We start from the raw sequence: 15,463 nt of genomic DNA, 5'->3' as shown, positions 1-15,463 counted from the left end.
CTGGAGGTGTAAAAAGTGGGCAAGAATGCGTCGGGAATGTATGTAATAGATGCAGATTATAATATCGTCAGCTATAACCATGCAGCAGAAATTATATACCCGGAGCTGAAAAAAGGAGAAAAATGTTATCGATGTCTTCAGCATAATGAGGAACCATGTGAAAGCTGTCCTGTTGTCAACGGGATTGAAGGTCCGAAGAATTATCTGGAACCGCGGCGGAATGTTCTGCGGTCCATTGATGCGGTAGAGATTCCGCTGGAATCCGGAGAAATGGAGCATGCAATGATATTTTCGGCGGCAGAAGCCACAGAAGAAGCATACAGGGGAATTACCAATAATGGAGAAAATCCTCTGCTTCTGGGAATTATCAATGTGCTCGGCAAGGACTACAGTAATATTTATTCGTTAGACTGTGCCACGCATAAGATACAAATTTGCCGTTTCCATAATCATGTACTTGGCAGGGTAAGTGAAAGTCTGATCTGCGAGGAACCTTATGAGAAAGTAATGGATATCTATATAGAAGATAATGTTGCATCTGAGGATCAGACCAGAATGAGGCAGATGATGGATTTTGACAAAATCTGTCAGCGTCTGAAAAAGGTTTCCCAGTTTATGATCCACTATAGGGTGAGAAGGGACGGAATTACACATTATTACTATGTAAAATGTGCAAGAATTGGAAAAGCAGAGGATTTTGAGGCGATTGTTCTGGCTTTTGCCAATGAAGATATGGATATTCAACACAGTGAAATGGAATCAATTCTGGAACCAGGCGGACCATCGTCCAGAAGAAAGCTTCTTATAATAGAAGATAATGAACTAAACCGGAAACTTCTGGCAGAGCTCCTGGAAGACAGTTATGAAGTTATGACTGCGGTTAACGGAGAAGAGGGACTGAAGCTGCTGGGAGAAAATTACCGTGATATTTCTGCAATTCTTCTGGATGTGAGTATGCCAATCTGTGACGGATTTCAGTTTCTGGACAGAATCCGGGATGATGTAATGCTTTCTTCTGTTCCGGTAATTGTAATAACAGGAAGTAACCGCCCGGAAGATGAGGTTCGCTGTCTGGAACTGGGTGCCGTTGACTTTATCCGGAAGCCTTACAATGTCCGGATTGTGAAGGGAAAGATCAACAGTGTAATCAAGCTTCGGGAATCTGCGATTGTTTTGTCTGCACTGGAATACGATGAGCTGACGGGACTTTATATCCGCCAGGCGTTTTTCCATCATGCAAAAACACTGATGCGTGTCAAAAAAGACCAGAAGTTTCATGTGGTTGTGGCAGATGTCAAAAATTTCAAGTGGATTAACAGTACCTATGGAGAAAAAACGGGAGATCAGGTGCTGGCGTATCTTGGAGAGGCATACAAAAGCCAGGTCCACAGTGGAATGGTAGCCAGATACGGTGGAGATCAGTTTGTTGCTATTGTATATGGGGATCTGAATTTTGGAAAAGACAAGGTAGAAGCTGCAATTCGTAAGATTGCAGAGCAAGCTCCGATTTCAAATCTGTCTGTGAATTATGGCATTTATGAAAATGTGGATAAAACACTGCCACTGACGCTGATCTGTGACAGGGCATTTCTTGCCATGAAGAGTATACAGAATGACTATGAGCATTCGTTTGCTTTTTATGATGAGGAGATGGGGCGGAAACATATCCGTGACAGGATGATGGAAAATGAGTTTGATGAAGCTATCCGCAATGAAGAATTTGTGGTTTATCTCCAGCCTAAATATAATGTAGTAACAGAAGAAATCGCAGGTGCGGAAGCACTTGTGCGCTGGAAGAAAAAAGACGGCTCCATGGTATCTCCGGGTGAGTTTATTCCACTTTATGAGAAGGATGGATTGATTGTACGCCTGGATGAATATGTGTTTAATAAAGTATGTGAGATTCAGAAAACACTTATTAGGTCAGGGAAGAAACTGATCCCTATTTCGGTGAATCTTTCCAGGGCAAGTATCCACTACGAAAATATGATTTTGCGTTATGTACATATTGTAGAGGAGAATGGTATTCCATTTTTCGCAGTGCCCATTGAACTTACAGAGACAGCAGCTCTTTATAATGTACAGATTAAAGAACTTACGGAGAAGATGGTAAATGCCGGGTTTGAACTTCATATGGACGATTTCGGATCCGGATATTCATCCATGACAAGTTTAAATCAGCTGCCCTTTGATACACTGAAACTGGACAAAAGCCTGATTGACTACATAGAAAATCCCAGAGGAAAAGAAGTGATCCGTCATACCATAGCTCTGGCACACAGCCTGGGAATGCAGGTTCTTGCAGAAGGTGTGGAAACGGCCAGCCAGGTAAACATTCTCCGGGAACTGAACTGTGATGAAATTCAGGGATTTTATTATTCCAGACCGGTACTCTGGGAAGAATTCTGCACAGACTTTATAGGAAAATAACACAGAATCACAACACGCTGACAGTGCTCAACTGGCAGCGTGTTCTTGCATTTTAAGAAATTATAATTTATTATGTTATCTTTTTTGTATATACTTTTCCAAAAGGTTAAGCACTGTATATAATCCCATGGCAATGATGCAAAGGATCATAATGGACATAAGAACCCAAGTGAGTTTAAAGGTCTGGCTTCCATAGATGATGAGATACCCGAGGCCTTTCCTGGCACCAATGAACTCGCCGATGATAACACCTACCAGACAGAGGCCAATGTTTACTTTCATAACACTGATGATCAGAGGAAGGGAAGCTGGCAGAATAATTTTTGTCAGTTTTTCTTTTTTGTGGCCTCCCAGAGTTTCAATCAGTTTCAGTTTTTCCGGATCTGCCTGGCAGAAACCGGAGTACAGATTAATAACAGAACCAAAGATAGCCACGGACATGCCGGCAACTACAATGGTTCGTTCATTGGCACCCAGCCATACAATCAGAAGAGGTGCAAGGGCAGATTTCGGGAGACTGTTCAGTACCACAAGGTAAGGTTCCAGGATTCTAGAAGTCTTTGGAGAACACCAGAGAAGAATGGCAGTTCCCACGCCCAGGATTACAACAAAAAAGAAACTGACAAGAGTTTCTGTCAGAGTAACTCCGATATGGGAAAACAGAGACTGATCTCTGCACATGGAAAGAAAGGTTTTTCCGATGAGGGAAGGACTGCTGAAAATAAAGGAATCGATCCATCCGCATCTGGCGGACATTTCCCAGAGTCCCATAAGCAGGACAAAGAGAAGAATCCGCGCTGTGAAGATCAGATGTTTTTCTTTTTTATACTGTAAAAGATATTGTTTCTGATGTCTGGAAATTTCAGGCATTTTCGTTGAGCTCCTTCCATATGAGATTAAAATATTTTTTGAAATCCGGAGCATTTCGGGAAGAAAGCGGAGTACGGTTATTGATATTCAGATGGATGTCAACAATTTTCTGCACAGTGGCAGGGCGGGGAGAAAGAATCAGTACCCGGTCTGCCATGCTGATGGCCTCGGAGATATCGTGAGTAACCAGAATTGCAGGTTTGCCGGAATTTCGGAGAATTTTTCCAATGTCATCACTGACATTTAAACGGGTCTGATAATCCAGCGCGGAAAACGGTTCGTCCAGAAGCAGAAGTTCCGGTTTTAGGACAAGGGTTCGGATCAGGGCGGCACGTTGTCTCATACCACCGGAAAGCTGGGAGGGCCTGGCATCCCGGAAACGGTCAAGACCATATATCCGGAGAAGTTCTTCGGCATGAGAAAGTTTTTCGGGAGTGAGTTCTCCACGGATTTCAAGGCCAAGGAGAATATTTTTGTAAATACTGCGCCACTCCAGAAGATGATCTTTCTGAAGCATGTATCCTACAGTGGTGCTGCCGGCAGATACCGGTTTTCCGTCCAGAGTAATGGAACCACATTCCGGGATGAGAAGGCCGGCGATTAGATTAAGAAGTGTAGATTTGCCGCAGCCGGAAGGACCTACAATGGACAGAAATTCGCCGGGCATCAGGTCAAAGGATATATGAGAAAGGGCAGGTGTCTCACCGGACAATGTGTGATAGGAAAGACACACATCCCGTACTTTCAGGATGGGATTCATGGATATTGCCTCCTTTTTGTAGATAATGGTATAATATTATCATATGTCTGAAACAGGAGAAGGCGCATGGAAGAAAAGGGGACGCCGGTGCCTGCCGACAAACAGTCAGAGAGAAAGGAATTACAAACATTGAATAAAAGAAACTACCAGAAAGAGCTTGATAAACTGATCGAAAACATTCAGAAAGAGGGAAAAACACCAAGACTTTTTCTTCACGCCTGCTGTGCACCCTGCAGCAGTTATGTGATGGAGTATCTGTCGCAGTATTTTGAGATCACCATATTTTTTTATAATCCCAATATTGCACCGGAGGAGGAATACGCACACCGTGTGGCTGAGATCCGGCGCTTGATTGGGGAGATGGAGTTTGTCCATCCGGTAACTCTGGTGGAGGGACGGTATGATCCGAAGGAATTTTATGAGATGGCAAAAGGTCTGGAGGATGTTCCGGAAGGAGGAGAGCGGTGCTTTCGGTGTTACCGCCTGCGGATGGAAGAGGCAGCGAAACTGGCGAAGGAGGGCGGATATGATTATTTCACTACAACCTTAAGTATCAGTCCTTTGAAAAATGCACAGAAGATCAATGAGATCGGTGAGGAGCTGGCAGAAATCTATAAAGTGCCACATCTGACTTCAGATTTCAAGAAAAAGAATGGCTACAAGCGTTCCATTGAGCTGTCCCACGAGCACGATCTGTACCGACAGAATTACTGCGGCTGTGTTTTTTCAAAAAAAGAAGCACAGGAAAGAGACAAAAAAAGAGCCCTGGAAAATTCCGGGGATTAAGAAGAAACAATACAGTTTCGTAAAAAGAAACAGGACGGGAAAAAATATCTCCTGTCCTGTATTTATCATTATGCAAAATCATCAGGGTTATCACATGTTTCCTCATATACTGCAGCATGGGCATGAGCCATATCCTGATAATAGTTACTGATTGCTTCAAACCAGTTACATATATCATCATTATGCATCAATTCAAGCAGCAGGTACATGAAATTGCAGACAATATAGGAAATCTGATGGCGTTTGGACGGGGAGAGGTTGTTTACAAAATCATCAAGCCGGTCACGGATATCGTCTAAAGCATGCATGGATCTTTCCAGATCAGCAAGTAATTTCTTGTACAGAGTTTCATTAAAGTTTGTAAAATCAACATGAAAAACATTACCTGTGCATAATTTTGAAGAAAAAACATTTCTGTTTTCATCATATACTCTTGCATCTAAAGAATGGTTCTTGTCACATTCAACGATATTTTTCAGGCTTTCGTATAATACGGATACAAATTTTTGATCTTCCAGCATGGCCAGATAAATATATGGCATATCAGACAACCACCAGTCAAACAGTTTATCTGATATTATGCGATAATTCGGATCCTTCCATATATGAGGACATCCTCGCTTGATATTTTCGGAAATCATGACTTCCGTTGTACCGTCAAACTCAAACACATCTGAAAACAGGGCTTTTAAAATATATGTTACAGCAGCTTCTGAATTTAGCATACTTTCATATGCTGTATCTGAAAGAATACTCATATTAATTACCTCCGGTTTATCTGTTTTATCCATGAGGCCATTATACCAAAAAAATGCTTGGTATAAAATACTTATGGTATGTATAAGTATGAAAAACTTTGCATTTCCATAAAAATATGATACACTAACACAGAAAAGTGCAGACGTCCGGGAGGCGGATCGTATGTCCGTCCGGAGAAGACAGTTCTGCCGTAAAAAAGAAAAGTGAGGAAGAATATTATGGCACAGTTATGGGGAGGCCGTTTTACAAAAGAAACGGACAAGCTGGTTTACAATTTTAATGCATCAATTTCCTTTGACCAGAAGTTTTATAAACAGGATATCCGCGGAAGCAAGGCACATGTTGCCATGCTTGCAAAACAGGGAATCCTGACAGAGGAAGAAAAAGATCAGATCACAGAAGGGCTGGATGGAATCCTTAAAGATGTGGAAGAGGGCAAACTTGAGATCACATCCGAGTACGAGGATATCCACAGCTTCGTGGAGTCAAACTTGATCGACCGTATCGGAGACGCAGGAAAGAAACTCCACACAGGAAGAAGCCGTAATGACCAGGTAGCTCTGGATATGAAACTGTATGTCCGCGACGAGATCGATGGGACCGACAAAGAGCTGAAAGACCTTCTTCTTGCCCTGCAGAAGATCATGGAAGAGAATGTACACACCTACATGCCGGGATTTACCCATCTCCAGAAGGCACAGCCGGTAACTCTGGCTCACCATGTAGGTGCATATTTTGAGATGTTCCGGAGAGACCGTGACAGACTTTTTGATATCCGTAAGAGAATGAACACCTGTCCTCTTGGAGCCGGAGCACTGGCAGGAACCACTTATCCGCTGGACCGTGCCTATACAGCAGAGCTTCTTGGATTTGACGCACCGACCAGAAACAGCATGGACTCCGTATCAGACAGAGATTATGTGATCGAGCTCTTAAGTGCGTTCTCTACCATTATGATGCATCTGAGCCGTTTTTCCGAGGAGATCATCCTGTGGAACTCCAACGAGTACCGTTTTGTTGAGATCGATGACGCATACAGCACAGGCAGCAGCATCATGCCGCAGAAAAAGAACCCAGATATCGCAGAGCTTGTCCGCGGAAAAACAGGCCGTGTCTATGGTGCGCTGACATCTATCCTTACAACTATGAAGGGAATTCCCCTTGCATACAATAAAGACATGCAGGAAGACAAAGAGCTTACGTTCGATGCTATTGATACTGTAAAGGGTTGTATCGCCCTGTTTACAGGTATGGTTTCCACCATGCAGTTCAACAAGGCGAACATGGAGGCAAGTGCAAAGAGAGGCTTTACAAATGCCACAGACGCCGCAGATTATCTGGTAAACCACGGCGTACCGTTCCGTGATGCTCATGGTATCGTAGGAAGACTGGTCCTTCTCTGCTTGGATAAGGGAATCTCTCTGGATGAGCTTCCGCTTTCCGAGTACAAAGAGATCAGCCCTGTGTTTGAAGAGGACATCTATGAAGCTATCAGCATGAAGACCTGTGTGGAAAAACGTGTGACTTTGGGAGCACCGGGACCGGACGTGATGGAGCAGGTGATCGCTCAGAATAAAGAATATCTTGAAAAAAATTAAGATAATGCTTGCATTTTTGGAAAAATTGGTATAGTATTTACAGAAAAGACAAATGTGTGCCGTAGAGGGACACAAGATGAGGAGAGTTTTATTATGAGTGAAAAGCTTAAAGTCGGTATTTTAGGTGCAACTGGAATGGTTGGTCAGAGATTCATTTCTCTTCTGGAGAATCACCCGTGGTTTGAGGTGGTTACTGTAGCAGCAAGCCCGAGAAGCGCAGGCAAGACCTACGAAGAGGCTGTAGGCGGCAGATGGAAAATGGATACTCCGATGCCGGAGGCAGTGAAGAAACTGGTCGTTATGGATATCCACGAGGTAGAGAAAGTTGCAGCTACTGTTGACTTTGTATTCTCCGCAGTTGATATGACCAAAGATGAGATCAAAGCGATCGAGGAAGAGTATGCCAAGACAGAGACACCGGTTGTTTCCAACAACAGCGCACACCGCTGGACACCGGATGTTCCGATGGTAGTTCCGGAAATCAACCCGGAGCACTTCGATGTTATCGAGTTCCAGAAGAAACGTCTCGGAACAAAACGCGGATTCGTAGCTGTTAAACCGAACTGCTCTATTCAGAGCTACGCTCCTGTACTTACCGCATGGAAAGAATTCGAGCCATACGAAGTAGTAGCTACTACATACCAGGCTATTTCCGGAGCAGGAAAAACATTCAAAGACTGGCCGGAGATGGAGCACAACATCATTCCGTACATCGGCGGTGAGGAAGAGAAGAGTGAAAAAGAGCCGTTAAGACTCTGGGGTAAAATCGAGGACGGCGTGATTGTTCCGGCTACCACACCGGTGATCACATGTCAGTGCGTACGTGTTCCGGTCCTCAACGGACATACAGCAGCTGTATTTGTTAAATTCCGCAAGAAACCGACCAAAGAGCAGCTGATCCAGAAATTGGTAGAGTTCAAGGGACTTCCGCAGGAGCTTGAGCTTCCAAGCGCTCCGAAGCAGTTCATCCAGTATCTTGAGGAGGACAACCGTCCGCAGGTACACATGGATGTAAACTATGAGAACGGAATGGGAGTATCCGTAGGACGTCTTCGTGAGGATACCGTTTACGATTACAAGTTCATCGGACTTTCCCACAACACAGTAAGAGGTGCAGCAGGCGGAGCTGTTCTCTGTGCAGAGACTCTGAAAGCAAAAGGATATATCCAGGCAAAATAATCTGGTAATTCTTCATAGAGATAAAAAATCAGCAGAAACGGGATATCGGGTTTTCCGGTGTCCTGTTTTTGCGTGTGTGGAAGGAACAAAAGACATGCGTAAAAAAGTGATCACCACAGTTGTAACATTCTCCACGACCACAGCTGCCATGAAAATGGAAAAAACGGCGAAGGAAGCAGAATTTCCGGGAAGACTGATTCCGATCCCGTCGGAGATCAGCGCCCAGTGCGGGCTGGCCTGGAGATGTGTGGAACAGTCCGAGGAAGAAGCGGAAGTTTTTCTGAAAGAAAAAGAATTGACCTGGGATGGCATCTATCGTGTTTTAGCATAAAGTGGATATTGTTTGTTGTATATAACAAAACAGAAATTTCTGGAAATTTTCGCATTTTTATTGTGAAATAAATGGTAAAGTGTTACAATATAACAAGCAGATTTCCGGAAAGCGTGTTACTGTGAACAAAGAAGCAGTAACAAAGTGCCACGCTTGCTAAAAAATATGTGGAGGTGCTATTTATGAACAGGGAGGATGTAGAGAAACTGTCAACCGCTGCGAAAGGTAAGATTAATTTACTGAACAGCAATTTCGGAAAATACTTTATGCGGGCGATCATGGCCGGATTTTTTATTGATGTGGCGATGATCTATAGTAATGTAGTAGGAAATGTATTTTCCAAAACATTCCCGGAATGGGGGAAATTCCTCGGAGCCCTGGTGTTCTCTATTGCGGTTCTTCTGATCGTAATGGTAGGAGGAGAGCTGTTTACCGGTAACAATCTGGTAATGGCATTTGGTGCGTATGACAAGAGCGTATCATGGAAAGACGTGGGCAAGGTCTGGGGAATCAGTTACATCGGCAACTTTGTGGGATGCCTGATCCTGGCTCTGATCTTTGTTGGTGCCGGAGCGTCCGGTACAGCAGATTACTTTGCGGGATTTATAAACGGAAAACTCAGTATTCCGGCAGGACAGATGTTTTTCCGTGCGGTGCTCTGTAATTTCTTTGTCTGTCTTGCAGTTCTCTGCGGCATTAAGCTGAAGAGTGAGTCAGGCAAATTCCTGATGATCACGATCTGTATTTCAGGTTTCGTTGTCAGCGGATTTGAGCACTGTATTGCAAATATGGGTATCTTTACAGTTGCATTCTGTATGGTGCCTGGGTTGTCTGTCGGTGCTATGCTTAAGAGCATGGTGATCGTAACATTGGGAAATATAGTTGGCGGAGGCGTGCTTCTGGCATGGCCGCTTAGAAAGATGAGTGCAGATAAATAGTATGGCAAAGGCTTTATACATAGCGGAGAAGCCCAGCGTGGCACAGGAATTTGCGAAGGCTTTGAAGATCAACGGTCAGAGAAAAGACGGATATCTGGAATCAGCAGATTCTGTGGTAACCTGGTGTGTAGGACACCTGGTTACCATGAGTTATCCCGAAAAATATGATATCAAGTATAAAAGGTGGAGTTTTGATACCCTGCCTTTTTTGCCGCGCGAATTTAAGTACGAAGTGATCCCCGGAGTCAAAAAGCAGTTCGAGATCGTAAAAGGACTGCTGAACCGACCGGATGTGGATACCATTTATGTGTGTACCGACTCCGGACGTGAGGGTGAATATATTTACCGTCTGGTAGCCCAGATGGCAGGAGTGAAGGGGAAAGTCCAGAAACGAGTGTGGATCGATTCCCAGACAGAAGAAGAAATTTTAAGAGGGATCCGGGAAGCAAAAGATATCTCGGAGTATGATAATCTGGCAGCGTCTGCCTATCTCCGCGCAAAGGAAGACTATCTTATGGGAATCAATTTTTCCAGGGTGCTGACCTTGCGTTACGGAAGCAGTGTGACCAATTATCTTCATTCCAAATATCAGGCCATTGCGGTGGGCCGTGTAATGACCTGTGTCCTTGGTATGGTGGTGCGTAGAGAGCGGGAGATCCGTGTCTTTGTGAAGACACCGTTTTACCGAGTCTTAAGCAGCATTGCCCTTGCAGGTGAAAGTTTTGACGGTGAGTGGAGGGCTGTGGAAGGCAGCCGGTATTTCCAGTCCCCGTATCTTTATAAAGAAAATGGTTTCAAGAAAAAAGAACATGCCCAGATGCTGATCGATCAGCTGATGGTGAACCAGCCCCTTTCCTGTACCGTGGAGAAAGTGGAGCGAAAAAAAGAAAACAAGAATCCGCCCCTTCTTTTTAACCTGGCGGAGCTTCAGAACGTCTGCTCCAAGCTCTTTAAGATCAGTCCGGATGAAACACTCCGGATCGTGCAGGAGCTTTATGAGAAGAAACTGGTGACGTATCCGAGAACGGATGCCAGAGTGTTGTCTACAGCAGTTGCCAAGGAGATATACAAGAATATTTCCGGCCTTCGAAATTATCAGCAGGCAGGAGCTGCGGCAGCAGAGGTTCTGGGAATGGAATCCTGGAAAAACATTGCGAAGACCAGGTATGTGAATGACAAGCAGATCACAGACCATTATGCCATTATTCCTACCGGCCAGGGGCTGAATGCACTGGGAAGTGTGTCTCTTACCGCACAGAGAGTGTATGAGACGATCGTGAGGAGGTTTTTATGTATTTTTTATCCTCCGGCTGTTTATCAGAAAGTGAGCCTTGTGACGAAACTGGACGGGGAATCATTCTTTTCCTCTTTTAAAGTTCTGAAAGAAGAAGGCTATCTGAAGATCGCCACGAACTCTTTTGCCCGGAAAAAAGCTTCCGACAGTGAGAAAGGCAGCAACGGGGAAGAGGAGGAAGTTTCCTGTGATACCGTGCTTCTGGAGGCGTTGCAGAAGCTGAAAAAGGGTGATATACTTCCTGTGAACGGTTTAAGTATCAAGGAAGGCGAGACTTCGCCGCCCAAACGATACAATTCTGGTTCCATGATCCTTGCCATGGAAAATGCGGGACAGCTGATCGAGGATGAAGAGCTCCGTGCCCAGATCAAGGGAAGCGGGATCGGCACCAGTGCCACCCGTGCGGAGATCCTGAAGAAACTTTTTAACATCAAGTATCTGGCGTTGAATAAGAAAACCCAGGTGATCACGCCCACACTTCTGGGGGAGATGATCTTTGATGTGGTAAACTGTTCTATCCGGCAGCTTCTGAACCCGGAGCTTACGGCAAGCTGGGAAAAAGGCCTCACCTACGTGGCAGAGGGCAGCATCACGGAACAGGAATATATGGACAAACTGGAACATTTTGTGCGGGTGCGGACCCAGCAGGTGGAAGCAAGCAATTATCAGTACAACCTGCGGCAGTTCTTTGACGCGGCCGCTGTAAATTACAGGAAGCCGGAGCGTGCTTCCAGACAGGGAGGAAAAAAATCATCATGATGAAAGATTTTACCATCAGCAATATGCTGGATCTGAATGAGACCATCGCAGCAGAGCTTTTTGAAGGAAAGACTTATCCGTGGGAGGTTCTTCCGGAGATCGGAGATTTTATCATTAAACTTGGAAAAACACTGGATCCTTCTGAATATGAGGAGAAAAGTGAAAATGTATGGATCGCAAAATCAGCCACTGTAGCTCCGACTGCAAGTATTACCGGACCGGCTATCATTGGTAAGGATGCAGAGGTACGTCACTGTGCCTTTATCCGTGGTAAGGCCATTGTTGGCGAGGGAGCAGTTGTGGGAAACTCCACAGAGCTTAAGAATGCGGTGCTCTTTAATAAAGTACAGGTTCCGCATTATAATTATGTTGGAGATGCGGTACTTGGATATAAATCCCATATGGGTGCCGGATCAATCTGTTCTAACGTGAAATCAGATAAGAAGCTGGTTGTTGTGAAAGATGGGGATGAAAAGATCGAGACTGGTCTTAAGAAGTTTGGAGCAATGCTGGGAGACCATGTTGAGGTTGGATGCGGTTCCGTGCTGAATCCTGGGACTGTGATTGGACGGAATTCTAATATTTATCCGTTGTCACCGGTAAGGGGATGCGTTCCGGCGGATTCCATTTATAAAAATGCGAAAGAAATTGTGAAGAAAAAATAGTTTTTTTGTTTTTTGAAATAAGTTCTGCTTGGTAAACAGCGGAAGGTTCGAGGAGGGGAAGCACTCACAGTTGCGAAGGCTTCGCAACTTTGAGTGCTTTCTCCCCTCAGAACTCCCCGTTGGAAAAGTGCAGAACTGAAATCCACAAAAACATCCACATGCAACACACCCATCCACATAAGACAATAAGAAAAATAAAACAATTAAGATAGAAACAAAATCTGTCGAAGTATCACCAGTCCCATAATATGGACTGGATAAAACCAGTAAAAGAAATATTTCGCCGCTTTTCCGCGGATAAATCCCCTCTCCCCATTGTACAGGTTAATGGACAGAAAGGCGAAACAGGCTCTCCATTCATAGTAAAGCCAGCAGCTTCCAAGGATCGCCTGTCCGGGCTTATCGTTTCGCATATAGTACATGATCAGGAGAAAAATATATCCCCGCCATCCGTAATCTGCTTTCAGAAAAATGGAAACAACAAGCAGTCCCAGGATACAGAGAAGCTGTGTCAAGCGCTTATTCTTAAAATATTCGATGGCACAAAACGCCAGGTATCCCAGGAAAAGCGTGAAAAACACATTCTGTCTTTCATAATGCAGTGTGTTTGTGAACATCAGGTTCCAGGGAATCTCTGAGATCAGAGCAAAAAGAAGGAGATTCCGTCCATAACGGAACCGGCTCCTGGTATGTCGGAAACCTTCCAACAGGAGAAAGCAGAAGATGGGAAAAGCCACTCTACCGATATCGCGGAAAATAAGATACACACTGTATTCTCTTCCAAGAAGCGTAAACAGGACTTTCTGTGCAGGCGGATACATGCTTAAAAGCACAGCTCCGGTATGATCGATCAGCATGGTGATGATGGCAATCATCTTCAGGGCGCTTCCGCTGAGAATACGGTATTTTTCTGGAAAAACAGAATCCACAGATGCATTCATGAAAAATATACCTCCAGGGTTAAACTTGATAATATATTATCATATACATCGGACAGTTGCCAGAAATATTTGACAGTTAGGCATGCAATACTGCCAGAATAACTTCCAATATTATGCGTTTTATGGCAAAAATTTATCAAATATGACTGGACGAAACAAAGGTTTTGTGAGAAAATAGCCGTAGGGTGTTATCGAACTTTTTTTCTCAATAACATCGGTCAATCTATACTTGAAAGGAGTTTTAAAATGATTTATTCACGCGAAGTAGAAGAAATGTGTCCAGTGGCACAGGGCGTACATCATGGTGCCGCTCCGATCCCGGAAGAAGCAAAATGGGTTCAGGCAAAAGAAGTAAAGGATATCTCCGGATTCACACACGGTGTAGGCTGGTGTGCTCCACAGCAGGGTGCCTGTAAGCTGTCCCTTAACGTAAAAGAGGGAATCATTCAGGAGGCACTTGTTGAGACAATCGGATGTTCAGGAATGACTCATTCTGCTGCTATGGCTGCTGAGATCCTTCCAGGACTTACTGTAATGGAGGCACTGAACACAGACCTTGTATGTGATGCAATCAATACAGCTATGAGAGAGCTTTTCCTTCAGATCGTTTACGGACGTTCCCAGTCTGCATTCTCCGAGGACGGACTTGCAGTAGGAGCTGGTCTTGAGGACCTTGGAAAAGGACTTCGTTCTCAGGTTGGTACAATGTATGGAACTCTGAAAAAAGGACCTCGTTACCTTGAGATGGCTGAGGGTTATGTTACAGGTATCGCTCTTGATGAGGACGATGAGATCATCGGATACCAGTTCGTAAGCCTTGGAAAAATGACTGACTTCATTAAGAAAGGTGATGACCCGAACACAGCATGGGAGAAAGCAAAAGGTCAGTACGGCCGTGTTGCAGATGCTGTTAAGATCATCGACCCAAGAAAAGAGTAATTACACTTCGTAAGGTAAAAATATCAGGAGGTTACAGGAAATGGCTTTATTTGAATCATATGAGAGACGAATTGACAAGATCAATTCTGTTTTAAACAGCTATGGAATCGCTTCTATCGAAGAAGCTGAGAAAATCACTAAAGACGCAGGTCTGAACGTTTACGATCAGATCAAAGGCATTCAGCCGATCTGCTTCGAGAACGCTTGTTGGGCTTACACAGTAGGTGCAGCAATCGCAATCAAAAAAGGCTGCAGAAGAGCCGCTGACGCAGCAGCAGCTATCGGAGAAGGCCTTCAGGCATTCTGTATCCCAGGATCCGTTGCAGACACACGTAAAGTAGGTCTTGGACATGGAAATCTTGGAAAAATGCTTCTTGAGGAAGAGACAGACTGCTTCTGCTTCCTTGCAGGACATGAGTCTTTCGCAGCAGCTGAGGGTGCTATCGGTATCGCCGAGAAAGCAAACAAAGTTCGTAAAAAACCTCTTCGTGTTATCCTGAACGGTCTTGGAAAAGACGCAGCTCAGATCATCTCCCGTATCAACGGCTTTACATACGTAGAGACAGAGTATGATCCATATAAGAACGAGGTTAAAGAAGTATTCCGTAAATCCTATTCAGAGGGACTTCGTGCAAAAGTTAACTGCTACGGCGCTAACAGCGTTCCGGAAGGTGTTGCTATCATGTGGAAAGAGGGTGTTGACGTTTCCATCACAGGAAACTCCACAAACCCAACTCGTTTCCAGCATCCAGTAGCAGGAACATATAAAAAAGAGTGCAACGAGAAAGGCAAAAAATACTTCTCCGTTGCTTCCGGCGGTGGTACAGGACGTACACTTCACCCGGATAACATGGCAGCAGGTCCTGCTTCCTACGGTATGACTGATACACTTGGACGTATGCATTCTGACGCTCAGTTCGCAGGATCTTCTTCCGTACCGGCTCACGTAGAGATGATGGGTCTCATCGGCGCTGGAAACAACCCGATGGTTGGTATGACAGTAGCAGTAGCTGTTTCCGTACAGGAAGCTGCTGACGCTGGCAAATTCTAATTTCGAATAACGAAAAATATTGGAAAAGGCTGTAAACTCAAGGGTTTGCAGTCTTTTTCTTTTTGAGTGGAAATAAAATGTTCTCAAAAAGTGCGAAAAAACAGGAATAGCTAACATATATCTAACACGTAGCGAACACTCGTAGTTAATACTTTTAAAATAT

General features: G+C 44.5%; 14 protein-coding genes. 10 read left to right on the top strand and 4 right to left on the bottom strand.

Going from position 1 to position 15,463, the window contains the following annotated elements:
• The first annotated feature begins 15 nt into the window (after positions 1 to 15).
• Entirely contained in the window at positions 16 to 2,430 is a 2,415-nt protein-coding gene (locus tag GPK88_RS10270) for a putative bifunctional diguanylate cyclase/phosphodiesterase (protein WP_330626663.1), read from the top strand.
• 75 nt (positions 2,431 to 2,505) lie between these two features.
• Here GPK88_RS10270 and GPK88_RS10265 read toward each other — a convergent pair whose 3' ends face one another.
• Together GPK88_RS10265 and GPK88_RS10260 are read right to left on the bottom strand one after the other, a co-directional pair.
• Positions 2,506 to 3,300 carry an ABC transporter permease gene (locus GPK88_RS10265; protein WP_215707761.1) on the bottom strand — a complete coding sequence of 265 codons (795 nt, stop codon included), beginning with the start codon at positions 3,298 to 3,300 and terminating at the stop codon, positions 2,506 to 2,508.
• Positions 3,293 to 4,060, bottom strand: coding sequence for an ABC transporter ATP-binding protein (locus GPK88_RS10260; protein ID WP_177289965.1), 768 nt, complete (start codon positions 4,058 to 4,060; stop codon positions 3,293 to 3,295). Before GPK88_RS10260 ends, GPK88_RS10265 begins: the two co-directional genes overlap by 8 nt.
• A gap of 129 nt (positions 4,061 to 4,189) precedes the next feature.
• Between GPK88_RS10260 and GPK88_RS10255 the strand changes: the two genes are divergently transcribed.
• Entirely contained in the window at positions 4,190 to 4,846 is a 657-nt protein-coding gene (locus GPK88_RS10255) for an epoxyqueuosine reductase QueH (RefSeq protein WP_148448865.1), read from the top strand.
• A gap of 68 nt (positions 4,847 to 4,914) precedes the next feature.
• Here GPK88_RS10255 and GPK88_RS10250 read toward each other — a convergent pair whose 3' ends face one another.
• Positions 4,915 to 5,604 (bottom strand): hypothetical protein, encoded by a 690-nt coding sequence (locus GPK88_RS10250; RefSeq protein ID WP_148448827.1) that lies wholly within the window; start codon positions 5,602 to 5,604, stop codon positions 4,915 to 4,917.
• Positions 5,605 to 5,823: 219 nt separating this feature from the next.
• Between GPK88_RS10250 and argH the strand changes: the two genes are divergently transcribed.
• From argH to GPK88_RS10220, 6 genes are all read left to right on the top strand, one after another.
• Entirely contained in the window at positions 5,824 to 7,203 is a 1,380-nt protein-coding gene (argH, locus tag GPK88_RS10245; protein WP_148448826.1) for an argininosuccinate lyase, read from the top strand.
• A 93-nt stretch (positions 7,204 to 7,296) separates the two neighbouring features.
• Positions 7,297 to 8,382 (top strand): aspartate-semialdehyde dehydrogenase, encoded by a 1,086-nt coding sequence (asd, locus tag GPK88_RS10240; protein WP_174096113.1) that lies wholly within the window; start codon positions 7,297 to 7,299, stop codon positions 8,380 to 8,382.
• A gap of 94 nt (positions 8,383 to 8,476) precedes the next feature.
• On the top strand, positions 8,477 to 8,713 hold the full coding sequence (locus GPK88_RS10235; protein WP_148448822.1) for a putative Se/S carrier protein: 237 nt from the start codon (positions 8,477 to 8,479) through the stop codon (positions 8,711 to 8,713).
• A gap of 182 nt (positions 8,714 to 8,895) precedes the next feature.
• Complete coding sequence (locus GPK88_RS10230) at positions 8,896 to 9,651, top strand: formate/nitrite transporter family protein (RefSeq protein WP_021975775.1); 756 nt, start codon at positions 8,896 to 8,898, stop codon at positions 9,649 to 9,651.
• A 1-nt stretch (position 9,652) separates the two neighbouring features.
• On the top strand, positions 9,653 to 11,704 hold the full coding sequence (locus tag GPK88_RS10225) for a DNA topoisomerase (RefSeq protein WP_174096111.1): 2,052 nt from the start codon (positions 9,653 to 9,655) through the stop codon (positions 11,702 to 11,704).
• On the top strand, positions 11,701 to 12,369 hold the full coding sequence (locus GPK88_RS10220) for an LbetaH domain-containing protein (protein WP_173762583.1): 669 nt from the start codon (positions 11,701 to 11,703) through the stop codon (positions 12,367 to 12,369). The genes GPK88_RS10225 and GPK88_RS10220 overlap by 4 nt, the downstream gene beginning before the upstream one ends.
• A 203-nt stretch (positions 12,370 to 12,572) precedes the next feature.
• Here GPK88_RS10220 and GPK88_RS10215 read toward each other — a convergent pair whose 3' ends face one another.
• Positions 12,573 to 13,310: a TraX family protein gene (locus GPK88_RS10215; protein WP_215707759.1), complete on the bottom strand. Its 738-nt coding sequence runs from the start codon at positions 13,308 to 13,310 to the stop codon at positions 12,573 to 12,575.
• 246 nt (positions 13,311 to 13,556) lie between these two features.
• Between GPK88_RS10215 and GPK88_RS10210 the strand changes: the two genes are divergently transcribed.
• Both GPK88_RS10210 and GPK88_RS10205 read left to right on the top strand, forming a co-directional pair.
• The gene (locus GPK88_RS10210; RefSeq protein ID WP_118071121.1) at positions 13,557 to 14,249 is read left to right on the top strand and encodes an iron-sulfur cluster assembly scaffold protein; all 693 of its coding nucleotides are present in this window, start codon (positions 13,557 to 13,559) and stop codon (positions 14,247 to 14,249) included.
• A gap of 40 nt (positions 14,250 to 14,289) precedes the next feature.
• Positions 14,290 to 15,300: a GGGtGRT protein gene (locus GPK88_RS10205; protein ID WP_015525727.1), complete on the top strand. Its 1,011-nt coding sequence runs from the start codon at positions 14,290 to 14,292 to the stop codon at positions 15,298 to 15,300.
• Positions 15,301 to 15,463 lie beyond the last annotated feature (163 nt).

It is taken from the genome of Blautia sp. MCC269, assembly GCF_018785655.1.
Classification (GTDB): Bacteria; Bacillota; Clostridia; order Lachnospirales; family Lachnospiraceae; genus Blautia_A.
This window is presented reverse-complemented; position numbering and strand designations above follow the sequence as displayed.

Bases quoted from the DNA above. Each gene is read 5' to 3' on its own strand.
- GPK88_RS10265 (WP_215707761.1), bottom strand. From the start codon at position 3,300: ATGCCTGAAATTTCCAGACATCAGAAACAATATCTTTTACAGTATAAA.
- GPK88_RS10260 (WP_177289965.1), bottom strand. From the start codon at position 4,060: ATGAATCCCATCCTGAAAGTACGGGATGTGTGTCTTTCCTATCACACA.
- GPK88_RS10250 (WP_148448827.1), bottom strand. From the start codon at position 5,604: ATGAGTATTCTTTCAGATACAGCATATGAAAGTATGCTAAATTCAGAA.
- argH (WP_148448826.1), top strand. From the start codon at position 5,824: ATGGCACAGTTATGGGGAGGCCGTTTTACAAAAGAAACGGACAAGCTG.
- asd (WP_174096113.1), top strand. From the start codon at position 7,297: ATGAGTGAAAAGCTTAAAGTCGGTATTTTAGGTGCAACTGGAATGGTT.
- GPK88_RS10235 (WP_148448822.1), top strand. From the start codon at position 8,477: ATGCGTAAAAAAGTGATCACCACAGTTGTAACATTCTCCACGACCACA.
- GPK88_RS10230 (WP_021975775.1), top strand. From the start codon at position 8,896: ATGAACAGGGAGGATGTAGAGAAACTGTCAACCGCTGCGAAAGGTAAG.
- GPK88_RS10225 (WP_174096111.1), top strand. From the start codon at position 9,653: ATGGCAAAGGCTTTATACATAGCGGAGAAGCCCAGCGTGGCACAGGAA.
- GPK88_RS10220 (WP_173762583.1), top strand. From the start codon at position 11,701: ATGATGAAAGATTTTACCATCAGCAATATGCTGGATCTGAATGAGACC.
- GPK88_RS10215 (WP_215707759.1), bottom strand. From the start codon at position 13,310: ATGAATGCATCTGTGGATTCTGTTTTTCCAGAAAAATACCGTATTCTC.
- GPK88_RS10210 (WP_118071121.1), top strand. From the start codon at position 13,557: ATGATTTATTCACGCGAAGTAGAAGAAATGTGTCCAGTGGCACAGGGC.
- GPK88_RS10205 (WP_015525727.1), top strand. From the start codon at position 14,290: ATGGCTTTATTTGAATCATATGAGAGACGAATTGACAAGATCAATTCT.